Raw genomic sequence first — 22,982 nt, forward strand, 5'->3', positions numbered from 1 at the left:
TAATCCGCCCCGCATGTTGCAAATCATCCCCGAGACGCCGGAGCTGCACGCCGAGGCCATTGAAGACCTCTTCGACAGCACCTTCGGCCCCGGCCACTTCGCAAAGACGGCCGAGCGGCTACGCGAATATTCGGCCTCCATCCCGGAGGTGAACCGCGTCGCCGTGCTGGATGGAGAGGTGGTCGGTGTGTGCCGCGTCTGGCCGCTCGTGGTTGGCCCGGCCAGGATGAAGGCGCTGTTCTATGGCCCGGTTGCCGTGGCACGCTCGCACCGGGGCGACCGGCTGGGGCTCACCATCACCGGCGAGGCGCTGGAGGCCGGCAAGGCGGCGGGCTGGCCCGCGGCGGTGCTGATCGGCGCGCCGGCCTATTTTGGCGAGATCGGCTTTGTCGTCACCCCGCGCGGGAAGCTGAGATTTCCCGGCCCGCAGGACCAGACGCGGGTGATGGTCCGCGACCTTGCAGGCGATGCCTCCCAGCTCGAAGGGCTGGTCACCGCGCGATAGACGATTTCTGGACGGTTTCTGGACTGTTTTCGGACGGCTATCGGACGGCGCCTAAGGCCATCCGAGCAGCATCCCCCGCACCGCCGAAACAAAGGCCAGCGGCTGGTCCAGCATGACATGATGATGCGCCTCCGGCACCGTCACCACAGGGATGGGCGGGTCCTGCAGCGTCTGCATATAGGCCGTCGTGCGCGGCGTCATCAGGATCGACTCGGCGCCCCGCATGAAGGCGATCGGGCAGCGCGTATCGAAGCTCAGCTCATCGCGCTGGTCCCAGCTCGGGCTGAGCTTGTTGAAGATGAACGGATCGAACTTCCAGGTCAGGCCCGGCGTGCCGTGTTCGTCCACCGTCTCCTTCACGCTGTGCCGGGCGATATAGTCGACGGCGTAATGGTTGTCGCAGGGCTGGGGCGGCGCGAGGCGGAAGCGCTCAAGCAGGGCGGGCAGGCCCGGATAGATGCGGTTGGGCCGCGTTCGGCGCGGCGGGCCCGGCCTGTCATCGCCCGGCGGCTCTATGTGCGTATCGACGATGATGCCACCCCTGAAGCGCTCGCCCGCCTTCGTCGCCGCCACGATACCGACCATGCCCCCGAAGGAGTGCGCAACCATGACAGGCTTTTCAGCATGATCGAACAGCCCCGCATGCTCGGCCACGGCAATGAGTTCATCTGCAAAGCTGTCGAATGAATAGGTCTCGCGCCAGTCGCTGTCGCCCATGCCGGAGAAGCTCGGCGCGATGACCCGGTAATCCTCGGCAAAGAAAGGCGCGATGAAGTCCCACCAGTGCGAATGCGCGCCATTGCCATGAACGAGGAGCAGGCCGGGACGCGAGCGATCTCCCCAGGCCTGATAGACAATGTCTGCGCCGTCCACAGTCACGCGGTGGTTTTCATAAGGCGTCGCAATGGCCTCATTGAACCAGTCCGGCGCGGGCGGCTTCGCGCCGCCATAGGCCTTCAGCGGCAGCTGGTCGTCGGTTGGCTGTGACGCCATGTTGCGCGGATCGCGCGGCGGTGTCGCTTCGTCTGCCATGCTGCTCAGCTCCGCCGGTCAATGACCTTGAAGACGCCGGTGCCGGTGAGCAGCGTTCGCTCCCCGCACCAGATGCGGCCCTCAACGGTGAAGACGTCGTCAGCGCGGCCGACCACCTTGCCGCTTCCCTCCACCCACTCACCAAGCTTGGCACCGGAAAGGAAGTCGCAGAGGAGCCGGATCGTCACCCACCAGGTATCCTCATCCTTCTCGACGGCCCCGCCCCAGCACATGTCGGCAAAGGTCATCATCATCCCGCCATGCGCGTTCATCATCCCATTGGTGTGATGCTCCTCGACACGGAAGGCGCGGGTCAGGCCCGTTGCGTCGCGCTTTTCAAAGAGTGGACCAACCTGCCGGCCAAAGCCGCGATGCCAGGGAAGAAGCTCGAAACCATCGGGAACGTCAAAGCTCTGCGAGCGCGTAAAATCATCAGTCATAGGATGTGCGATGTGCCCGATGCGGCGAGGTCCAGCAAGCCTTCACCCAGCGGGAGGCGCAAGGCTCGCCAGGAAGGTAATCATGCTGTTCGCCGCAATATGCGCGGCAATCGGCACGAGCATGCTGCCGCTCCTGAGGCGCAGCCACGCAAAGCCCACGCCGGCGACAAACACCACCATCAAGGCCGGAACAGAGTACTGGAAATGCAGGAAGGTAAAAGCTGCGCTGGAAGCGACCATGGCCATCCATGGCGGCACGCCCCGGCACACCAGCGCCCCGAGCGCGACGCCCCGAAACGTCACCTCTTCCAGCAAGGGGGCGAGGAACAGCGCGAAGACCAGATAGGTCAGCCCCCAATTGTCAGGCGCAAACAGGGACGTGTTGACGTCGCCATTATATTCCCATCCATCCGTACCGCCGAATATCATGCCGGCGATGATGTTGGGCGCGAGCAGGATGGGCGGTCCCAGCAGAAGCGCGGCGATAAGCCAGTTCGGCGTGACGCGCATATCGCCTGCAAAGGCACCCGCGCCGACCCGCTCGCTCCAGATGCTGAGGATGACGAAATGTGCGAAATGGATCGACGCCATGACGAGCCAGATGCGTGAGATAGCATCCCGGCTCGGTGCATCGCTGCGCACCGCATCGATGAAGCCGGGCCAGATCAGACTCGCTATGGCGGTACCGATAACCGGAAAGAGCAGTGGCGCGGCCAGCACCCAGAAGGCAGCCGTGAATGGTTCGCGGCCAAGCGCCACGGGCGTATTGTAAGGGCCGGTTTCCATATGTCGGGCTTAGTGGCTGTTGACGCGATTGCAAAGCACCCTTTGTGCCCCGGCCTCTACAGTTCGGCCATGTCGAAATCGGACTTCGGCGTGCCACAAAGCGGACAGATCCAGTCAGCGGGAATGTCAGTCCAGCGTGTCCCAGGCGCGAGCCCTTCATCGGGGTCGCCTTCGGCTTCATCATAGAGATAGCCGCAGGTTCGACACTGCCAGACCTTGAAGGGCGCATCACTCATCGCTGAGCCCTGACTCCTTGGCACGAAGGTTCGCGCGGAGAGACTGGATCAGCGCTTCGCGAACAGGGTCTATGTCTGTCGATGCATCAATCAGGTTCTGCATGCGAATGCCGATCAGCGCACATCCCGCCATCAGGGCCATGGCGTCTGCATCGGCGTCCTTGCGAATGCTGCCATCGGCCTGCCCCCGCTCAATGATGCGGCGGATGAGGACGCGCTGCACTTCATGGGAGTCGGCAAAGGCTTCGCGGATGTCCAGCCGGTCGGCCGCCGCAGCCGCCAGCAGCATATAGTACGCCTTGTCCTCTTCATGGCCGTCCACTGTCCGGCAATGCAGCGCCACGAAGGCACATAGCGCAGACAGGCCAGACATGTCGGAAACATGCGCTTCATCCAACGCGCCCTGCTGCCAGCTATAAAGGCCGTCGATGAGTGCACGAATGAGGCCGTTCTTCGACCCGAAACGCTGTGTGACAAGGCCGCGCGAATAGCCGGCCTCGCGCGCGATGGTTTCGAATGTCGCTGCCGCAACACCATCGCGGGACACGACCCGCATTGTGGCTTCCAGCAATTCCTGGTGGGACCGCTCGCGCCGTTCGGCCTGTGTGAGCCTGGGGCCGGAATCGGCAAGAATTTCAGTGTCAGACATGGATAGGACGTAACATAGTTGTTGGTTGTATAGCAAGTATATGGTAAGCGACCCGAAAAGAGGCGGCCTGATCCGCCCCGTACTGGAGGATTTGATGAGCATACCTGCCCACATCGCCGATGCTGTCGTCGACCCGAAGGCCTATGCTGACTGGGACAGGTCACACGAAGCCTTCGCCTGGCTGCGCAAGAACGCGCCGCTGGATGTTGCCGAGGTGGAAGGGTTCGACCCGTTCTGGGTGGTCACAAAGCATGCCGACATCAAGGACATCGAGCGCCAGAACGACCTCTTTCACAATGAGGATCGTTCTGCGACGCTGACCACGATTGAGGCCGACCAGAAAGTCCGCGCGATGATGGGCGGCTCACCGAACCTGCTGCGCTCGCTCGTCCAGATGGACAATCCGGACCACCTCCAGTATCGGCGGTTGACGCAGGGATGGTTCATGCCGCAGAACCTGCGCAAGCTGGAAGACGATATCCGTCAGATCGCGCGGGGCTTTATTGATCAGATGGCGGACAAGGGGAATGAATGCGACTTCGCCAAGGATGTCGCCTTTCTCTACCCGTTGCATGTGATCATGAAGGTGATCGGCGTGCCGCTGGAAGATGAACCACGCATGCTCAAGCTGACTCAGGAGCTGTTCGGTGCGCAGGATCCGGATGTAAACCGCACAGGCGAGGCCGTCTCGGATACTGAGGCCGGTATCGGCAATATCATGGCCACCGTGACCGATTTCATGACCTATTTCGGCGCCATGACGGAAGACCGGCGCAAATGCCCGCGCGAAGACCTTGCCAGCGTCATCGCCAATGGGAAGGTCTATGACGAGCCACTCGGCCAGCTGGAAGCGATGAGCTATTACATCATCGCCGCAACCGCCGGTCACGACACCACTTCCGGCACGACGGCCGGCGCGATGTGGGCCCTTGCCGAGAACCAGGGAGAGCTTCGCAAGCTGATGGACGATCCATCGCTCATCAACTCCATGGTGGACGAGTCCATCCGCTGGGAAACACCGGTGAAGCATTTCATGCGCACGGCCATGGAGGACACCGAAATTGCCGGCCAGAAGATCCGCAAGAATGACTGGCTGTTCCTCGCCTACCCTTCCGGGAACCGCGATGAGGATGTCTTCGACGACCCTTATTCCTTCAAGGTAGACCGGCCTTCGAACAAGCATGTCGCCTTCGGCTATGGCGCGCATGTCTGCCTCGGTCAGCACCTCGCCAAGATGGAGATGCGCATCCTCTGGGAAGAGCTTTTGCCGCGCCTGAGATCGGTCGAACTCAATGGCACGCCCACACGGGTGCAGGCGAATTTCGTGTCCGGGCCGAAATCCGTCCCGATCCGGTTTGAAATGAACTAGGCGGCGTCGAGGCCGACGCTAGCAAGGGCGTCTGTCTGCCGTTTTGCCACTATTGCTTCGCTGAAGCCTTCAAGACTTTCCTCGAACAGCTGGTGGAAGTTCAGCTCAGCCTTCAGACGCAAATAGGCCGCACCGAGGCCGATCGCGGCCCGGTCCATGAAGACGAATTCGCGTGGAATGGTCACGGGGCCACGCGCCTTCAGGAGCTTGCGGACCTCGAAGGCTTCCTTGCGGCCATATTCGCCGGGCTTCACCCCGTCGGCGACACTTCGCACGCGGTCATCCAGCAGCGGGCCATAGATAAAGCGAGCCCAGATGTTCAGGACTTCTGCAAGATCCTTGTTGAGATTTTTGAACCCCCACTTCTCATAGGCCGCATAGGTCGCATCAAAATCGTCAGCCAGCAGCGCGCGGTAAAGATCAACCACACCCCCGACAAAGACAGGCGGGAAGATGCGCACGCAGCCAAAGTCCAGCAGGTTCAGCGACTGGCCGCCATCCTTCACCTGGTAATTTCCGAGGTGCGGATCGCCATGAATGACGGCGTGATGGGTGAAAGGCAGCCACCATGTCCAGTAGAGGCGCCTGGCAATGTCATTGCGGACGTCCTGCGGCGCATCCTCGAAGGCGCTGAGCGGTTCGCCGGTCACCCAGTCCATGGTCAGCAGCCGATCAGTCGACAGGTCTTCGACGGGCTCGGGGATGGTCACGAAGTCCTTCTCGCCCAGCATTTGCCGGTAGAGCTGCATGTGCTGGCGCTCTCGCTTGTAATCGAGCTCCTCGCGCAACCGGTCTGAGATTTCCTCTACCATCTCTCGCGGATCAATTGAGCCATCCATACGCCGGAAGAGACCGAGCAAATTCTTCAACTGGCCGACATCGGCTTCCACGGCGCTGGACATATCCGGATATTGCAGCTTGCAGGCGACTTCACGGCCACCCGGCAGCGTTGCACGGTGCACCTGGCCCAGCGACGCGGCATGCGAGGCCTCCTTGCCGAACGCTTCGAACTTGTCCTGCCAGTCAGGGCCAAGCTCGGCGCGCATGCGGCGTTTCACGAACGGCCAGCCCATGGCCGGGGCCTGCGCCTGAAGCTGGGACAGCTCGGCGGCATATTCTGCCGGCAGGAAATCAGGAATGGTCGACAGCATCTGTGCGACCTTCATCAGCGGACCCTTGGTCTTGCCCAGCGCCGATGCCAGCGCCCGGGCGACCTTCTCGTCGCTGTCATCCCCGCCGAACATACGGTTGGCGGCGAAGGCGAGGCCCGCTCCAGAAAGATTGCCGCCGACCTTCGCGGTTCGTGCGATGCGGGCGCTCAGGCGGTTGCGTTCAGGGTCTCGCTCGTCTGCCATTTACCAGGTGCCGATATTCTCGGCGCTGGCCCAGGGCTCCTTCGGGGGCAGCGGGTCGCCCTTCTGCAGCAATTCGACAGAGATGCCGTCTGGCGAGCGGACGAAGGCCATGTTCCCGTCGCGCGGCGGCCGGTTGATGGTGACGCCGATCTTCTGAAAGCGTTCGCACGCCTCGTAGACATTGTCGACCTTGTAGGCGAGGTGGCCGAAATTGCGGCCGCCCTTCAGCTCCTCCGGGTCCCAATTGTGCGTCAGCTCGATCATCGGCAGACCGGGCGGCAGGCCCTTCTCGCCGTCACGCGCAGCTGGGTAGCGGGCAATGTCTTCCGGAGAGGCCAAAAAAATCAGGGTGAAACGCCCGCCCTCATTGTCGACGCGGCGAATCTCTTCAAGGCCGAGGCCATTGCAGAAGAAGTTCAGCGCAGCATCAACGTCGCTGACGCGGATCATGGTGTGGAGATATTCAACGCTCATATATCTTTTCCTTCGAGCCGCCGGATCTCTGAACGCAGCGAAGGCGGCGCATTCCGGTAGTAATGGGACGTAACGAGAAAGAGGAAGCCGACAATGACCGCCATCAGGAAGATGAAGGTCATGAAGCTGTGGAACATGTATCCGCGCTCCAGCGGCCCCTCAATGGCACCGCCAAGCCGCCAGAGAAAATCCCATATCCAGTTGAACACCATGATCAGCGGCGGCAGCGCGACAAGGCTGATCAGCGCGGCAACCCAGCGATAGGTGCCGGCGAGCGGCGCTTCGCAGCGGATAAAGCTTTGCCTGAACAGGTCGCGGTCAACGGCGTCTGAAAGCAGGCCCTTCTCGACCATGGAATTGTAGACCGCGTTGGAGAACTCCGGCAGCTCCCGCCACTTCATGATGAGCCATATGCCCCATAGCCCCAGCGCGACAAACATCAGCGCATAGAATGTGAGTATCTGCATCTGGTATCCTGCAATCTGGAGGGCGCTTCAGGCCACACCGATTACAGGTCAGGCCGCATGCGCGCGCTCAAATGTAAGCATGGCACGCTTGCGCGCCACTCCCCAATGGTAATTATGTAACCTCTTGTCCGAAGCAAGGGCACGATGGCAGGGAATGAGCCAGGCAATTGTATTGGCACCGATTGCCGTGCCCGCTGCACGGGCCGCTTTGGGTTGGCCAGCCGCAGCCGCCACCTCTCCATAGGTGCGCGTTTCGCCAGCCGGGATATCAAGCAGGGCTCTCCAGATCTGCCGGCGAAAAGGTGTCCCATAAAGCGCGACGGGAACCGGCTCATGCGACTGGAAGATGCGCTGTGACCATGTCATCGCTTCGGCGTCGTCACGGCGGAGGCTGGCTTCGGGGTAGCGGCCGGCAAGGTCTGCGAAGACGCGATCTTCGTGATAACCGGGATGCTCGAAGCCGGATTTTGCCGCAGCCCCATCATCGGCAAACCCGAGGCCGCAGAGCCCGCGCGGCGAGGCCATGAACACGCCGGTTCCAAACGGCGTGGGGGCCTTGCCGATGATCAGGTCCGCGCCCTTTCCGCCCGTTTTCGCTTGACCCGGGCTGAGCCCTTCATGCGCGATGAACAGGTCGTGCAGGCGAGATGGGCCGGACAGGCCTGTCTCAAGCGAGGCATCAAGTACCGATGCGCCTTGTCGCAGCAGGTCACCCGCTTCAGCGTGGGCCAGCGCGGCCTGGAACTGTTTGGGGCTGATGCCAGCCCAGCGGGTGAATTCACGTTGAAAGTGATGTGGGGACAGGCCCATCGCATGAGCGCATTGCGACAGGTCTGGCCAGTCGCGCCAAGTATCGCCCAGAAAGGAAAGCGCGTCCGCCATCCGCTCATAGGCAACGGCGCGCTCGTCAAGATTGTGAAGTGTCGTCGTCATGAGGGCAAGTGTCCCCCAATCGCATCAGGCTTTCCACCCGTTTCTTGCGGGTCAGACGCCCATGCATGACGCAATCACGCCAAGCTGGATCAACCAGCCTTCTGTTCACCGCCATCAAGTTCGTACTCGCGGATCTTGCGATACAGCGTCGAGCGGCCAATGCCGAGGCGGCGGCTGACTTCGGACATATGCCCTTGATAGAAGTCGATTGCGTATTCGATGATGTCGCGTTCGATCTCTGCCAGAGGGCGCAGTTCGCCGGTCTCATCCTTCACCGCGATAGGGCCGCCCTGGCCAGGCCGGGCCTCGGCATCATTGGCGACACCCACCGATTGTGGAACGGGCGGCAGGTCCACCATTTCCGGCATGACACCGGAAATCTGCGGGAAGTCATGCGTCTGTAGCTCCGTTCCCTCACAGAGGATCACAGCGCGGAAGACTGCGTTTTCAAGCTGGCGGACGTTGCCCGGCCAGTCATGGGCGCAGAGCATGCGCATGGTCTCTTCGCTCGCCGTCTGGACGTCGCGGTTCTCTGAGGCATTGAAGCGGGCAATGAAATGATCGACCAGCGCCGGAATGTCCTCCTTGCGCTCACGCAGCGACGGCATGTCCACCGGGAAAACGTTAAGGCGGTAATAGAGGTCTTCGCGAAAACCGCCGGCTTTGACCTGTTCGGCCAGATCGCGGTTGGTTGCGGAGATGATGCGCACATCGACCTTGGTCGGACGGCGCGAACCGACGGCGTCCACCTCGCCCTCCTGCAGGGCACGTAGCAGCTTTACCTGCATATCGAGGGGAAGTTCGCCAACCTCATCGAGGAAGAGCGTGCCGCCATCGGCTTCGACAAACTTGCCGAGGGATTTGGAGACCGCGCCGGTAAACGCGCCCTTCTCATGGCCGAACAGGATGGACTCAACGAGATTTTCAGGGATGGCGCCGCAGTTGACGGTCACAAACGGCTTGCCCGCACGCTCCGAAGCGCCCTGGATGCAACGGGCGATGACTTCCTTGCCGACACCGCTTTCACCAAGGATGAGAACAGGAATATCTGAGCTTGCGGCGCGCTGTCCGAGGCGGACCACCTGGCGCATTGCCGGGGCTGCCGCGATCATGTCATCGAAGCTCATGCCGCCTTCTGACTTGCGCGTGAGGCGTTTCACTTCCCCGGAGAGGGACGACATCTTTAGTGCGTTGCGGATCGAAACCACGACCCGTTCAGGATTGGCTGGCTTCACGATGAAGTCGACAGCGCCGGCCCGCATCGCAGACACGATCGTATCGATGCCGGAGGTGGCAGTCAGCATTATGACCGGGACATCCGGGACACGTTCGGACAGGCGCTCCAGCGTTTCCATCCCGGTCAGGCCCGGCATGGTGAGGTCGAGCAGGATGACGTCGGCGCCAGCTTCGGTTGCCGTGGTGAACCCGCTCTCGCCGTCTGGCGCTGTGCGGCAGGCAAAACCAGCCTTCTCCACAGCCGCCTGAATCAGCCTGCGCTGCGTTGGATCATCATCGATCACCAGAACCGTCTTGGCCATATCAACTCACCCGTATCTTCGACCCAGTGGGTCATTTCGTTACGACCCGATATGGCACACAGAGATGGAGTTATGGTTCAGCCGATCCTTGAAATTTCATGGAAATAATCCGGCAGCTCGGATTTCCGCTCGCAGCGGGCCGGAGGACCGCAAGGAAGACGAAACAAGCGGCGTCAGGCCTGTCGCGGATTTCTGAGGCAAAGATCCACCAGATGGATGACGCTCCTCCGAAATGCAAAGAGCCGCCCCCATTGAGGGAGCGGCTCCATTCCGGGGGTGTCGTAGACTAGGCGCCGAGACGTTCAATGATGATGGCCGGGGCCATGCCGCCTGCCGCACACATTGTGATCAGGCCATACTTGCCGCCCGAGCGCTCAAGCTCATCGAGGGCCGTGCCGATCAGGATCGAGCCGGTCGCACCAATCGGATGGCCGAGTGCCATCGCGCCGCCATTGATGTTCACTTTCTCGCGGTCGAGCTTCAGGTCGCGGATGAATTTCTCGGCGACGACAGAGAAGGCTTCGTTGATTTCATAGACGTCGATGTCGTCTGTGGTCATGCCTGCCTTTTCCAGCACCTTTTTCGCCGCAGCGACCGGTGCGTTCAGCATCAATGTCGGGCAGTCGCCCATGTTTGCCGTGGCGACGATGCGGGCGCGCGGCGTCAGGCCGTTCTTGTCGGCATAGTCTTTCGAGGTAACGAGAATGGCAGCCGCGCCGTCGACAACACCTGAGGAGTTGCCGGCATGGTGGACATGATCAACCTTGCCTTTGATCTGCGGGTACTTCTTCTCGATCATGTTGCCATAGGTGGTGCCCTTGTCGTCGACCGGAATGTCCCAGAACATGTTGAACACCGTCTTGAGGCCAGCAAGGCTCTCCATCGTGGTGCCTGGGCGCGGGAACTCGTCCTTGTCGAGCGCCAGAGAGCCATCGCGATTATGGACCGGGACGACCGACTTGTCGAAGCGGCCCTCATCCATCGCCTTCTTCGCGCGCTCCTGAGAGACCACGGCCAGTTGATCGACCGCTTCGCGATCAATGCCTTCCAGCGTCGCGATGGCATCTGCGCAGCAGCCCTGCTGGGACTGCGGATGCAGTTCGCGAAGGTGAAGGTTGCCGGCATCCATCATGGGCGGGTTTTTCGGATCAGCGGTGGATGCGGTGTAGCTCATCATCTCGCAGCCGCCTGCGATGACGCAGTCTTCCATGCCGGACATGACCTGCGCAGCGGCGAGTGAGACAGACGTGATGCCGGAGCCGCAGAAGCGGTCCAGCGTCACGCCTGATGCCTTGACGTCGAAACCGGCATCAAGCGCTGCCATGCGGCCCATGTCAGCGCCTTGCGCGCCACGCTGAGAGCTGGTGCCCCAGATCACATCGTCAATCGTGGCGGTGTCCAGCTTGTTGCGGTCACGGATCGCGGCCAGCACCGTTGAGCTGAGATGTTGCGGATGAAGGTGGGCGAGCGAGCCCTTGCCAACCTTGCCGATGCCGCGCGGCGTGCGAACCGCGTCGATGATATATGCGTCTGCCATGAATTCCTCCCGAAGGCTTTGAACTGATGAGGTCAGCTAATCGGCTTCCGCAAAGGAAATGCAATCTATGCCGTTGCGTCAGAGGCCCAGCACATCATTCATATCATAGAGACCGGGCGGCTGGCGTAACGCCCAGCGGGCCGCAGCAATCGCGCCATTGGCGAAAACAGCCCTGTCGAGCGCCGTGTGTGACAGCGACAATATCTCCATGTCGCTGCCGAATGTGACTTCATGTTCACCGATCACATCGCCAGAGCGGCGCACCGCAAAACCGATCTTTCCCGGCTCGCGTCGTGCGTCCGGTCCATCATAAGGGGGCGAGCGCAACGTCTTGAGATCAGCGCCGCGTCCACGCGCGGCTGCATCGCCCAGCATCAGGGCGGTACCCGACGGGGCGTCCACTTTCCGCCGATGGTGCGTTTCAAGCACCTCAATGTCCCAGTCTTCACCCAGACTCTCGGCAGCGCGCCTCGTCAGGGCACACAGCAGGTTGACGCCGAGCGAGAAATTACCAGCCTTGACGATGGCCAGATCGCCAGCCACTTCCGCGATTTCGGCTTCCCCGGCGGCGTCGAAACCGGTCGTCCCGATAATCACAGCCTGAACATTGGTCTTCCGCAAGGCCGCAAGTGCCGCGAGCGTCGCGTTTGGTGCCGTAAAATCGATCCAGACATCGGCCTTTCTCGCCGCGTCCTCGACGCTCTCGCTCACCGCAAGCGACAGGCCGGGCCGTCCTAGCACCTCGCCCAGTTCCTTGCCGACATGCGGCGAGCCCGGCGCCTCGCTGGCCCCCGCCATGATCTGCCCGCCATCAATGACAGCGTTTGCAAGCTGCCGTCCCATCCGCCCGGCAACGCCGGCAATCGCGATTTTCAGTCCTGAAGTCATGGCGACACTCTTAGACGGTTTTGTCTGGCTTCGCCTAGGGTGGATTTTGCGGCCTCGCACCGGACTTCCGGAACCGTTACCGCGCCGCCGGTTTGTGTGTTAACCTTGAAAGTGCCCAATACGCCAGCAGCCCCGGAAGGACTTCCCATGCGCCCGCCTGCCCTGACCGCGCTTTGCCTGACCGCTCTATTCGCCCTGCCAGCCGCTGCCGATGGCTATGCAACGCCTCGCCCCACCACAGCAGCGCCCTCGCCGCTCAATCCGCATGAAAAGCAGGTGCGTATCGTCAAGATCCACAAAGAGTCTACCGGTCATGGCTATAGGGGATGCCCGTCAAGCTGCGGGCCCTATTATCACAGCCGGACCTATATGACCGAGCCGGTCGTGACCCGGCGCTATACGCGAACCTATACGCGCCTGGCACCGCCTGCCTGTTCGCATTCAGGCGGTTACCATCACCCTCATCACTATCCTGGCTATCATTCGTCCCACAGCTATGACAGTGCGCGTTCCTACAGCTATTCCACACCCAACCAGCACGGGCACCATGCCTACTCATCCGGTGGGTCGACCGCCTATCATGGAAGCAGCTACCGCGCGCCTCGATATACTTATTCCTACACGCAGGCGGTCCCGCACACAGATCGCGACAAGGCCTGGGCCCATTACGACGATGGCTGGAAAGGCAAGACCAATTCAGGACGCTAGAGCCATCAGGTCCTAGTTTTCACCAACCCGGCGCACCGGCGCTGAGAAGCTGCAAATGTCGAGAACCTCCGGGGGCTTCAGGAAGAAGAACTCCTCGCTTCGCACACGCTTGGACCGCTTGAATTCCTCGAATGCCTTGCTGCCGGTGACCATGACCTCCCATTTCGGGCGGGTCTCTTCCGGCATATCGGCGGCGATGCGGAATGAAATGATCTCGTCGCCTTCGGCGGGCGGCTGGATCACGCCATTCTCGATATCTCGGCTTCCCCGCTGCAGCGCCTGGACATGTTCCATGCCGTCGATCACCCGGCCAAAGATGGTCAGGTTGCGGTCCAGATAGCGCTGCGCGTCCAGCACAATGTAGAATTCAGTCGAACCACTGTTCGGGTCCGTGTCGCGCGCCATCGCCATGGCACCCGGGCAATGCAACAGCCATTCGCGCCCGACAAGTTCGCTGCGTCCGACGGGAAAGCCCGCAATGTGGCCGACTTCCGGAGCGAACAGATCCTTGTTGCCAAGCGGTGTGAACCGGCCTGATGAATAAGGCCGGTCATTCTCATGGGTGAGGTTCGGCCAGTCGAGAATGGCAGTCTCGTCCTGAAATCCGCCTTGCGCGACAAATCCGTCGATCACGCGGTAGAAGCGGTTGCCATTCATGATGCCGCCAAAGGCAAGCTTGCGGATGCGCTCGACATGCCCCGGCGCGAAATCGGGATTGAGTTCAATCGTGATCGTGCCGTGCTCGGTCTCGATGAGGAGAAGGTTCTCCGGCAGGACCGGTCGCCACTCCGGCAGAACTTCTACGGCGCCGTCTTCCTGAGCGACCATCTGCGAGGGACTGGCAAGACCTGTCAGCATTGCAATACCCAGCGCCGCCCCCAGCCTGAAGAATTTGGTCATTGCCTGCTCCCTGATTCCCTGTCGTGATACAGAGACTATCGAGGTTTTGCGTGCTCTGCTATGCGCTTGGCGCAATGTATCAGATTACCGCAAAAGGCCCGCGTGAGGCCATTGAAGCTGCCTGGGATGCGCTTGCCTGGGCTGATCCGTCACCGGCCGGCGCTGTCGATGCCAAGGAGGATGGCCGTCATGCCTGGCGCCTTGATGCCTATGCCGAGGACGGTGAAGATGCCGAAGCCTGCAAGGCCATCATCCTCGACACCTCACCTTCGCTGAACCCGGTGGTCGAGGCACTGGAAGACCGCGACTGGGTGACGATGTCGCTTGAAGGTCTTCCGCCCGTCGAAGCTGGCCGCTTCATCGTCGCTGGCAGCCACGCGCTCGCCAAATCAGCGCCCGGCAAAACGCCGATCCTGATTGAAGCGGGCCCGGCTTTCGGGACGGGCCATCATGGCACGACACTCGGCTGCCTGATCGGGCTCGAACATGTGCTGAAGTCAGGCGTGCCGAGGAAGGTGCTGGATGTCGGCACAGGCTCTGGTGTGCTGGCTATCGCCGCCATCAAGGCCGGCGGCAAGCGCGCATGGGGCACAGAGATTGACCGCGACAGCGTTCGCGTCGCCAATGAGAATGCTGCGAAGAACCAGGTCGCGAACGCTTTTCAGACGTTTGAAACAGGCGGCGGCATGAACACAACCATTCGCGCCGACGCACCTTACGACCTCGTTTTCGCGAACATCCTGTTCCGTCCGCTTGTGGGCCTGTGCCCGACCATTACGCATCTGACGGCGCCGGGCGGCCATATCATCCTTTCCGGCCTGCTCGCCCATCAGGAACCGCTGGTGCGCGCCGCCTATACCGGCCACGGCCTCTGCCTCGTCAAGCGCATCCGCAAGGATGGCTGGGCGAGCCTCGTCTTCCGCAAGCCCCACTGAACAAAAACTTCCGCTCTCCCATCAGACGCATTAGGTTAGCCCCATGAGACAGAATTTCGACGTTAAGGGCGGCCCGCAACTTGGCCGCAGGAATTTGCCGAAACTGCGCGACGCGATGAAGGCGCAGGGGCTGGACGGTTTCTATATCCCCCATGAGGACGAATATCAGAACGAATACCTGCCGGCTTCGAATGACCGGCTGACCTGGGCGACAGGCTTCACCGGCTCGGCGGGTGCGGCGATGGTCCTGCTGGACAAGGCGGTGATCTTTGCAGATGGCCGTTACACGCTGCAGGTGCGCGACCAGACCGATCCGGCATTGATTGACGTCGAAGGCCTGCCTGATCCCGGCCCGTTCGGATGGCTCGCCCAGCAATCGCTTGCCGGCAAGACGTTTGGCTATGATCCGCGCCTCATGACGCCGAACGAGTTCACAAAGCTCGAAGCGGCCGCAACCAAGGCTGGCGTGTCCCTCAAATCTGTCGACACCAACCCGATTGATGCGGCATGGGATGACCGCCCGGCCGAGCCCCTGGCTCCCGTGGTGCCGCAACCGCTGAAGCATGCCGGCGTCGATGCCGCCGACAAGCGGGACACGATTGCAAAGGCTCTCGAGAAAGACGGCGCGGACGCAACCATCATCACATCTCCGGCCTCCGTTGCCTGGGCGTTCAACATCCGGGGGGGCGACGTTGCCTGCTCTCCCCTGCCCTTGTCACGCGCCATCATCAACAAGGATGGCTCGGCTGACCTGTTCATGGACCCGCGCAAGGCAAGCGAAGAGCTGAGAACCCATCTCGGGAACACGGTCACCTTGCGCCCGATCGACGAGCTGGAATCGGCGATTGCCAGCCTCTCCGGCAAGACGATCAGTCTTGATCCGGCGCTCGCCTCAGCCTGGTTCTTCAAACAGGTGGAAGACGCGGGCGCGAAAATCCTTCGCCAGCCAGACCCGGTCCTGCTACCGAAAGCCTGCAAGAATGCGACGGAAATCGCCGGGACCGAGGCGGCGCATATTCGCGACGGCGCAGCGTTGACGCGCTTTCTGCACTGGCTCGACACCGAAGCCCAGTCGGGCGAGGTCACCGAAATTGACGCGGCACTCAAACTCGAATCCTTCCGCGAAGACCTTGGCAATCTCAACGACATCTCATTCGAAACGATTTCCGGTGCGGGGCCACATGGCGCCCTGCCGCATTACCGCGTTTCGTCCGCATCCAACCTCAAGCTCGAACGCGGGACGCTCTATCTCGTCGATAGTGGCGGCCAGTATCTCGACGGGACAACCGACGTAACCCGCACCGTGCCGATTGGCGACGCGAGCGACGACATGAAGCGGCACTACACGCTGGTGCTGCAAGGCCATATCGCACTGGCCGTTGTGCGCTTTCCGAAGGGCACGACCGGTACGCACCTGGATGCGCTGGCGCGTTACCCGCTCTGGCAGGCCGGTCTCGACTATGACCATGGGACCGGCCACGGCGTCGGCGTCTATCTCGGCGTGCATGAGGGGCCGCAGCGTATCGCCAAGGCATGGAATAGCATCGCGCTCCAGCCCGGCATGATCGTGTCAAATGAGCCTGGCTATTACCGCGAAGGCGAGTACGGTATCCGGATCGAGAATCTGCAATATGTGACCGAGGCCGCCGACATTCCGGGCGGCGAACGCAAGATGCTCGGCTTCCAGTGCCTGACATGGGCTCCTCTGGCACGCGACCTCATCGTTCAGGACATGCTGTCGCCTGCCGAACATGAATGGGTCGACCAGTATCATGCAGAGGTGCTGGAAAAGATCGGGCCGCTTGTGGACGGTGAGGTCAGCGCCTGGCTGAAGGCGGCCTGCGCGCCCCTCTAGACGCCGGCCATCTCCAGCCATTCGTCTTCGGTCATCACGTGGATGCCAAGTTCTTCAGCTTTCTTGAGCTTGGAACCGGCGCCCGGGCCCGCGACGACGATATCGGTCTTTTTGGAAACGGAGCCTGAGACCTTCGCGCCGAGCGCCGTCGCTCGCGATTTGGCTTCGTCTCGCGTCATCTTTTCGAGCGTGCCCGTGAAGACGATCGTCTTGCCGGAAACCGCCGATTCCGATGACGGCGCTTCCGCATCGGCGACGTCTACCTCTTCAAGCAGCGATGCCAACATTTCCTGATTGTGCGGCTCGGCCGCAAACTCCTTGAGGCTGTTCACCGCCGTCTGCCCGACACCGTCTATGGAGAGGAGATCTGCTTCGGCACCCTCGTCGCCAGCAGCGGCTTTTTGCACCGTGTCCCAGAAGGCCGGCCAGCTGAGGAAGCTGCGTGCAAATACGCCGGATGTCGTCTCACCGACATGCCGGATACCGAGCCCGTTCAGGAAACGCTGGAAGGGTGGATTGCGGCGCGCATCTATCGAAGCGAACAAATTGCTCGCAGAGGTTTCGCCAAACCCCTCCCACTCCTTGAGCGGCTTCAGGCCTGCCTGCTCGATCTTCTGCGCAAGGCGGAAAATGTCCTGCGGACCGGCCACCACGCCTTTCGTATGGAAAAGCTCAACCTGCCGGGCACCAAGGCCATCAATGTCCAGCGCCTTGCGAGAGACAAAATGCTTCAGTCTTTCAACGGCCTGCGCCGGACAGGTAAGGCCGCCCGTGCAGCGGCGACGAACATCTTCCTCGCCCGTATCGTCAGTCTCGCGCACAGCCGCCGATCCGCATTCCGGGCATTCCGTCGGCATCTGGTAAGGGGGAGAACGATCAGCGCGTTCGGGGTCGACAACGCCCAGAACCTGCGGGATCACATCACCCGCCCGCTGGATTTCGACCTTGTCGCCGGGGCGCACATCAAGCCGCGCAATCTCATCTTCATTATGCAGGGTCGCATTCGACACCACGACGCCGCCGACGGTCACCGGCGTCAGCCGCGCCACCGGCGTAAGCGTTCCCGTGCGGCCCACCTGGATTTCGATGGTCTCCAGTGTGGTGACGGCTTTCTCAGCCGGGAACTTGTGGGCAATCGCCCAGCGTGGGAAGCGGCTGACAAAGCCGAGACGCTCCTGCCAGTCGAGCCGGTTCACCTTGTAGACGACGCCGTCTATGTCATAGCCAAGCACGGCGCGTCGTTCGGCGAAATCCTTATAGGCGTCAATCAGGCCGGACGTATCCTTGTGGGGCTTGAACAGCTCGTTGGTCACGAAGCCCCATTCGCCGAGTTTCGCGACAGCCTCGGTCTGGGTTTCGGCAAAGGGCGCCGACACTGCGCCCCATGCATAGGCAAAGAAGCGCAGCGGCCGCGACCGGGTGATGGCGACGTCGAGCTGCCTGAGGCTTCCGGCCGCAGCATTGCGCGGATTGGCGAACACTTTCTTGCCGGCCGCTTCCTGGCTGGCATTCAGCGCCTCGAAGGCGTCGCCTGTCATGTAGACCTCGCCGCGGATCTCGATCCTGTCCGGCCAATTGTCACCTGCGAGCTCTCCGGGGATATCATCAATTGTGCGGGCATTGGCAGTGACGTCCTCACCCACCTCCCCATTACCGCGCGTTGCTGCCCGCACCAGCCTGCCATTCTCATAGGTGAGGCTGAGCGAGAGACCGTCGATCTTCGGTTCAGCCGTGATGACGAGTTCCTCATCGGCGGCAAGACCAAGATAGCGGCGAATGCGGGCGACAAACTCTTCGACATCCTCATCCGAAAAGGCATTGTCGAGCGACAACATCGGCACGCCGTGCGTGACCTTGGAAAAGGCTTCGGAAACCTCGATCCCGACCCGGTCGCTTGGACTGTCGGACCGTTTCAGATGCGGGAAGCGGGCCTCGATTTCGAGGTTGCGCGCACGCAGCCTGTCATAGTCGGCATCTGAAAGGTGAGGATCGTCCTGCTTGTAGTAGGCTGCATCTGCGAGCCGGATTTCTGTAGCAAGCCGCGCGAGTTCCCGTCTGGCGTCCGCTTCACTCAGCGCCTCGACGGGAACAGGCTTGCTCATACATCCTCCAGCAACCTCGATGCGGCGGCCCGGGCTTCTTCGGTAATCCTGGCGCCGGACAGCATGCGTGCGATTTCTTCGTGTCTTGCGTCAGCATCTAGACTGGAGAGTCGGGTTTGGCCAAGTCCGGAGCCGCCTGAATTCTCCTTCGAGATCAGCCATTGCGCAGAAGCTGCGGCAGCAACCTGTGGAGAGTGCGTGATGGCGAAGACCTGACGGGATGCGGCAAGGCGCGCAAGGCGTTCGCCAATAGCCGCTGCCACCGCCCCGCCGACCCCCTGGTCGGCTTCGTCGAACACCATGACGGGAACGGCGTTCGATTCTGCCAGAACACATTGCAGGGCAAGGGAAAAGCGCGCGAGTTCGCCGCCTGAAGCAATCTGGCGAAGCGGGCCGAAACCCGCCCCCGGATTGGTCTCCACTTCGAATTCAACGCGTTCGCGGCCCATCGCACCGGAGGCGTCCTCGTCGATTTCGTCGAACCGCACCTGCACGCGTGTCCGGTCCAGCTTGAGAGGCTTTAGCTCTGTCTCGATCGACGCCTCCAGCTGCCGTGCAGCCGTCTGCCGGGCCTGGCTGAGGCGATCAGCAATGGTGCGCCAGCGCGCCGCGGCATCCTTTTCCTCCGACCGCGCCTTTTCGACATGCTGCTCAGGTGCATCGAACATTTCGAGCTTGTGGGCGATATCTGCTGCAAGGTCAGACAGCTCGTCCGGTTCAACAGCGTACTTCCGGGCAGCAGCTTTCAACGCGAACAGCCTCTGTTCGGCCTTCTCCAGGGATTCCGGATCGTGAACAGCAGCATCGGCAAGCGCGTCGAGCGCAGATCGCGCCTCGCCAAACTCGATCAGGGCACGCTCGAGCGCTTCGGCGGCGGCTCTCGCCGCCCGGGACAGGGGGCCATCCGACGCCTCCAGCCCATCAATGCGCAACACCCGATCGGCGGATCGGCTGGCTCGGGCAAGTGCTCCCTCGATGTCGCTCTCATCACAGGCCGCAACGGATTCTGCAACCGATTCGGCAATCTTCTCAGAATGCATGAGGACGCCGCGTTCGCCGCTCAGGCGGTCAAACTCGCCCGGCTCCGCAGCCAGCGCGTCCAGCTCTTCTGCAGCCGATGTCAGCCACGCATAGTGTTCTTCGGCTTCGGCAAGATCAGCTTCCAGCGCCTCCCTCGCGGCACGCTTGTCCTGATAGGTTTTCCAGGTGGCCGCACACTCTGCGAGCAAGGCCTCATTACCGGCAAACAGGTCGAGCATGGAGCGATGCTGCGCAGGCTTCATCAGGCCGGAGGCCGCATGCTGGCCATGAATTTCCACGAGCGTTTCGCCGACCGCCTGCAGCAGACCTGCGCTGGCGGGCTGGTCATTTATGAAGGCGCGGGCCGGTCCGGTCGCGGAAATGACACGCTTCAGCATCAGCGTTTCGAATGGCGATGCATCGACGCCCTGTTCAGAGAGGATCGTCCAGACCGGGTGATCCGGCGGCAGGCAGAACTCTGCCAGCACGCTCGCCTGGTCTTCGCCCTTGCGGACGAATTTCCGGTTGGCCGGATCGCCAAGCGCCTGGCCGAGCGCGTCAAGAATGATGGATTTGCCCGCACCGGTTTCGCCAGTGAGAGCGGTGAAGCCCTGAGCGACCTCAATGTCGAGCCGCTCGATAAGCAGGAAAGATCGTATGGAGAGCGCAATAATCATGCGCCCTCATACCACCGGAACAAATAGAGAACAAGCGGCTTTTGTTCAGCCGGTCACCAAGGCGTCAGCTTCTGCAGGATCGAGCGATCGGACGATGCCGGCCGCGCGCCGGAGCTATTGTTCTCGATGAGGTCGTAGCTCATCGTGTACCAGTTGGTGTTGGGATAGTTGTAACCAAGCACCGAAGCGGCCGCGACGGCCTGGTCACGCAGGCCGAGCGAGAGGTACGCCTCGACGAGGCGGTGCAGCGCCTCCGGCGTGTGGGTCGTCGTGTCGAAATCCTCGACCACGGTCTTGAAGCGATTGACCGCCGCAAGATGCTCGTTGCGGCGCAGATACCAGCGGCCGATCTCCATTTCCTTGCCGGCCAGCTGGTCTCGGACCATGTCGATCTTGAGCTGCGCATCGCGCGCATAGTCAGTGTTCGGGAAGCGGCGTACCACATCGTTCAGCGCGTTCTGGGCCAGTTCGGTCGTCTTCTGGTCGCGGCCAACATCGACGATCTGCTGGAAATAGCTGAGCGCGATAATGTAGTAGGCGTATGGCGCGCCCTGCCCCGCCGGGTTAAGCGAGAGATAGCGCTGCGCGGTCGAGACGGCATCATCATACCGCCGCGAGCGATAGGACGCGTAAGCCGACATTAGCGTGGAACGGCGGGCCCACTCCGAATAAGGGTGCTGGCGTTCCACTTCGTTGAAGAGCTCGATCGCGCTCACATAATCCTTCTTGTCGAGCTCATCGGCACCAGCATTGTAAAGCGCTTCAACCGGGCGCTCGACATAAGCGAGGTCACGCGCCTGCCGGCTTGAGCTGCATGCGGTGAGCATCAGGGTCGCTGTTGTGGCAACAAGGAGGGGTGACGACTTCAACTTCATGATGGGTCCGATGTCCGCTAGTAAGGCCCGCACTTTGCCGCTGGAGCGTCTGATGTAAAGTGGGTGCGTGCAGGAACATTTGTTCACATTTCTTGTTATTCCCGATGAACACGGTAGTTTAACAGCACGACCACGCCTTTTCCGGGAATGACAGGCGCCCGGTGAGCAGGGCATTTACAATGACACAGAAGGATAATGGCGGGTTCACCGCATCGGAAGTCGACACGATTGTTGGCGAGCGCATTCGGCGTCGTCGGATACTCTCCGGACTGACCCAGGATCAGCTCGGCGAAGCGCTGGGCGTTTCCTATCAACAGATTCAGAAATACGAGACCGGTGCCAACCGTGTCAGCGCCGGTCGGCTCTACCTGATCGCGCAGGAACTCGACATCTCGCCCGGCTGGTTCTTTGAAGGCCTTCAGGACAATCAGGTGGACAGCGATCAGGCGTTCACCTCCTCATCCCGCTTTGCGATTGATTGCGTGCGAAGCCTGACAAGGCTCAAGGATGATCGGGTACGCTCTGCCATCCAGACAATGATCCGGACCCTCGCTGAGGCTGACGAAGAAGACCATGCCGACGCGGCCAGTAACTTGTCAGGCAAACAGTCAGATGGCATGCGCGCCGAATAGCGCTTCGGCGGTTCCGGCTCTATTGAAATGAAACCCTAGACGCGTGCGGCAGATACGGCGGGTGCAATCTCTGCCTCGTCGGTTTCCCAGCACCAGGCGGACGGGTTATCCAGAAGCGCGCAGACAAGCTTGTTATTCAGCGCATGCCCCGGCTGGCGGGCTTCATACACACCGGCAATTGGCGCACCAGCAAGCATCAGATCGCCGATTGCATCGAGGATCTTGTGACGAATGAACTCGTCACTCGTGCGAAGGCCTTCGGGGTTCATGATATCGTCGCCGTCCAGCACTACCGCATTGTCGAGCGATCCACCCCGCGCCAGCCCCATTGCCTGCAATTTCTCAACATCCTTTGCGAAGCCGAATGTGCGGGCAAAGGCAATGTCGCGCGCAAACATGCCGGGCGACAGGCGAAGCGACATCTGCTGCGTGCCGATGGCTCGGCTATCAAACTCGATCTTCGCGTGAATGGAGAGGAAATTGTCATCGGACGGGCTGAGGCGAGCGACCTTCACGCCATCGGTGACCTCAACATCCTCGAGGATGCGGATGCGGTTGCGCAGGGCCGTCTGCCGGCGCAGCCCGGCCGACAGCAGGAGTTCGCAATAGACCGCTGACGAGCCGTCCATGATCGGGACTTCGGGTCCGTCGATCTCGATGAGGAGATTGTCGACGCCGACGCCGGCGCAGGCGGCCAAAAGGTGCTCGACGGTTGCAACGCTCACGCCTGCCTCGTTGCGCAGCGTGGTTCCAAGCTGGACTTCGGACACATGATCGCCGCGGGCCATCACTTCATTGTCGCGGTCTTTAATGTCCGTGCGCCGGAAACGGATCCCCGTGCCAGACTTTGCGGGCTTCATGACAATGCGCGCGCGCTCACCACTGTGAACACCGACGCCTGCACATACGACAGGACAATTGATCGTTTGCTGGAATTGCACGCTACTCATGAACGGACGCCCCTTTGTCATGGTCCTTATGAAGGGACTCACCGGCGAGCTTCAAAACAAGGAGTATTGCGCTTTATTACAGAAAGGGCTCCAGCGTGACCCAGAGCCCTGATTCAAGT

Annotated in this window: 23 protein-coding genes; 6 read left to right on the forward strand and 17 right to left on the reverse strand. The window is 61.4% G+C overall.

What is annotated here, in order from left to right; translation table 11 throughout:
• Positions 1–13 precede the first annotated feature (13 nt).
• The gene (locus B8746_RS15025) at positions 14–505 is read left to right on the forward strand and encodes a GNAT family N-acetyltransferase (protein ID WP_084394524.1); all 492 of its coding nucleotides are present in this window, start codon (positions 14–16) and stop codon (positions 503–505) included.
• 51 nt (positions 506–556) lie between these two features.
• Here B8746_RS15025 and B8746_RS15030 read toward each other — a convergent pair whose 3' ends face one another.
• From B8746_RS15030 to B8746_RS15050, 5 genes are read right to left on the reverse strand one after another with little or no spacing between them, the layout of a single operon-like run.
• Complete coding sequence (locus B8746_RS15030) at positions 557–1,537, reverse strand: alpha/beta fold hydrolase (protein ID WP_233124363.1); 981 nt, start codon at positions 1,535–1,537, stop codon at positions 557–559.
• Positions 1,538–1,542: 5 nt separating this feature from the next.
• On the reverse strand, positions 1,543–1,977 hold the full coding sequence (locus B8746_RS15035) for a PaaI family thioesterase (protein WP_084394525.1): 435 nt from the start codon (positions 1,975–1,977) through the stop codon (positions 1,543–1,545).
• Positions 1,978–2,019: 42 nt separating this feature from the next.
• Positions 2,020–2,763 carry a CPBP family intramembrane glutamic endopeptidase gene (locus B8746_RS15040; protein ID WP_084394526.1) on the reverse strand — a complete coding sequence of 248 codons (744 nt, stop codon included), beginning with the start codon at positions 2,761–2,763 and terminating at the stop codon, positions 2,020–2,022.
• A gap of 56 nt (positions 2,764–2,819) precedes the next feature.
• A complete protein-coding gene (locus B8746_RS15045) occupies positions 2,820–2,999 on the reverse strand; it encodes a rubredoxin (RefSeq protein ID WP_084394527.1) in 180 nt (59 codons plus the stop codon).
• Entirely contained in the window at positions 2,992–3,648 is a 657-nt protein-coding gene (locus B8746_RS15050; protein WP_158084659.1) for a TetR/AcrR family transcriptional regulator, read from the reverse strand. The genes B8746_RS15045 and B8746_RS15050 overlap by 8 nt, the downstream gene beginning before the upstream one ends.
• A gap of 94 nt (positions 3,649–3,742) precedes the next feature.
• Between B8746_RS15050 and B8746_RS15055 the strand changes: the two genes are divergently transcribed.
• On the forward strand, positions 3,743–5,017 hold the full coding sequence (locus B8746_RS15055) for a cytochrome P450 (RefSeq protein WP_084394528.1): 1,275 nt from the start codon (positions 3,743–3,745) through the stop codon (positions 5,015–5,017).
• On the opposite strand, the gene B8746_RS15060 is transcribed toward B8746_RS15055, so the two are convergent.
• The 7 genes from B8746_RS15060 to dapB all read right to left on the reverse strand — a co-directional run bounded on the left by B8746_RS15060 (position 5,014) and on the right by dapB (position 12,209).
• Entirely contained in the window at positions 5,014–6,372 is a 1,359-nt protein-coding gene (locus B8746_RS15060) for an ABC1 kinase family protein (RefSeq protein WP_084394529.1), read from the reverse strand. The genes B8746_RS15055 and B8746_RS15060 overlap by 4 nt on opposite strands.
• Positions 6,373–6,846: a VOC family protein gene (locus B8746_RS15065; protein WP_084394530.1), complete on the reverse strand. Its 474-nt coding sequence runs from the start codon at positions 6,844–6,846 to the stop codon at positions 6,373–6,375.
• Positions 6,843–7,313 (reverse strand): hypothetical protein, encoded by a 471-nt coding sequence (locus B8746_RS15070; protein ID WP_084394531.1) that lies wholly within the window; start codon positions 7,311–7,313, stop codon positions 6,843–6,845. The genes B8746_RS15065 and B8746_RS15070 overlap by 4 nt, the downstream gene beginning before the upstream one ends.
• Before the next feature lie 48 nt (positions 7,314–7,361).
• Positions 7,362–8,246 (reverse strand): methylated-DNA--[protein]-cysteine S-methyltransferase, encoded by an 885-nt coding sequence (locus B8746_RS15075; protein WP_084394532.1) that lies wholly within the window; start codon positions 8,244–8,246, stop codon positions 7,362–7,364.
• A gap of 89 nt (positions 8,247–8,335) precedes the next feature.
• A complete protein-coding gene (locus tag B8746_RS15080; protein ID WP_084394533.1) occupies positions 8,336–9,784 on the reverse strand; it encodes a sigma-54-dependent transcriptional regulator in 1,449 nt (482 codons plus the stop codon).
• 286 nt (positions 9,785–10,070) lie between these two features.
• Complete coding sequence (locus tag B8746_RS15090) at positions 10,071–11,321, reverse strand: acetyl-CoA C-acetyltransferase (RefSeq protein WP_084394535.1); 1,251 nt, start codon at positions 11,319–11,321, stop codon at positions 10,071–10,073.
• Between the two features lie 78 nt (positions 11,322–11,399).
• Positions 11,400–12,209 (reverse strand): 4-hydroxy-tetrahydrodipicolinate reductase, encoded by an 810-nt coding sequence (dapB, locus tag B8746_RS15095; RefSeq protein WP_084394536.1) that lies wholly within the window; start codon positions 12,207–12,209, stop codon positions 11,400–11,402.
• Positions 12,210–12,356: 147 nt separating this feature from the next.
• On the opposite strand from dapB, the gene B8746_RS15100 reads away from it, so the two are divergent.
• Positions 12,357–12,917 carry a hypothetical protein gene (locus tag B8746_RS15100; protein WP_084394537.1) on the forward strand — a complete coding sequence of 187 codons (561 nt, stop codon included), beginning with the start codon at positions 12,357–12,359 and terminating at the stop codon, positions 12,915–12,917.
• 12 nt (positions 12,918–12,929) lie between these two features.
• On the opposite strand, the gene B8746_RS15105 is transcribed toward B8746_RS15100, so the two are convergent.
• Positions 12,930–13,817, reverse strand: coding sequence for a peptidylprolyl isomerase (locus B8746_RS15105; RefSeq protein ID WP_084394538.1), 888 nt, complete (start codon positions 13,815–13,817; stop codon positions 12,930–12,932).
• A 50-nt stretch (positions 13,818–13,867) separates the two neighbouring features.
• Here B8746_RS15105 and B8746_RS15110 point away from each other — a divergent pair, with 50 nt between their 5' ends.
• Together B8746_RS15110 and B8746_RS15115 are read left to right on the forward strand one after the other, a co-directional pair.
• A complete protein-coding gene (locus B8746_RS15110; protein WP_233124365.1) occupies positions 13,868–14,752 on the forward strand; it encodes a 50S ribosomal protein L11 methyltransferase in 885 nt (294 codons plus the stop codon).
• A 43-nt stretch (positions 14,753–14,795) separates the two neighbouring features.
• Positions 14,796–16,607, forward strand: coding sequence for an aminopeptidase P family protein (locus B8746_RS15115; RefSeq protein WP_084394539.1), 1,812 nt, complete (start codon positions 14,796–14,798; stop codon positions 16,605–16,607).
• Here B8746_RS15115 and ligA read toward each other — a convergent pair.
• Genes ligA through B8746_RS15130 form a run of 3 tightly spaced genes read right to left on the reverse strand, consistent with a single transcriptional unit; the run spans position 16,604 to position 21,281 of the window.
• The gene (gene ligA, locus B8746_RS15120) at positions 16,604–18,709 is read right to left on the reverse strand and encodes an NAD-dependent DNA ligase LigA (RefSeq protein ID WP_084394540.1); all 2,106 of its coding nucleotides are present in this window, start codon (positions 18,707–18,709) and stop codon (positions 16,604–16,606) included. The two genes, B8746_RS15115 and ligA, sit on opposite strands and share 4 nt — an antisense overlap.
• The gene (gene recN / locus B8746_RS15125) at positions 18,706–20,406 is read right to left on the reverse strand and encodes a DNA repair protein RecN (protein ID WP_084394541.1); all 1,701 of its coding nucleotides are present in this window, start codon (positions 20,404–20,406) and stop codon (positions 18,706–18,708) included. The genes ligA and recN overlap by 4 nt, the downstream gene beginning before the upstream one ends.
• Positions 20,407–20,459: 53 nt before the next feature.
• Positions 20,460–21,281 carry an outer membrane protein assembly factor BamD gene (locus B8746_RS15130; RefSeq protein ID WP_084394542.1) on the reverse strand — a complete coding sequence of 274 codons (822 nt, stop codon included), beginning with the start codon at positions 21,279–21,281 and terminating at the stop codon, positions 20,460–20,462.
• A 179-nt stretch (positions 21,282–21,460) separates the two neighbouring features.
• Between B8746_RS15130 and B8746_RS15135 the strand changes: the two genes are divergently transcribed.
• Complete coding sequence (locus tag B8746_RS15135; RefSeq protein WP_084394543.1) at positions 21,461–21,913, forward strand: helix-turn-helix domain-containing protein; 453 nt, start codon at positions 21,461–21,463, stop codon at positions 21,911–21,913.
• A 35-nt stretch (positions 21,914–21,948) separates the two neighbouring features.
• Here B8746_RS15135 and lpxC read toward each other — a convergent pair whose 3' ends face one another.
• Positions 21,949–22,863 carry a UDP-3-O-acyl-N-acetylglucosamine deacetylase gene (gene lpxC, locus B8746_RS15140; protein WP_084394744.1) on the reverse strand — a complete coding sequence of 305 codons (915 nt, stop codon included), beginning with the start codon at positions 22,861–22,863 and terminating at the stop codon, positions 21,949–21,951.
• Positions 22,864–22,982: the final 119 nt, after the last annotated feature.

The sequence above is a fragment of the Henriciella pelagia genome (genome assembly GCF_002088945.1).
Lineage (GTDB): Bacteria > Pseudomonadota > Alphaproteobacteria > Caulobacterales > Hyphomonadaceae > Henriciella > Henriciella pelagia.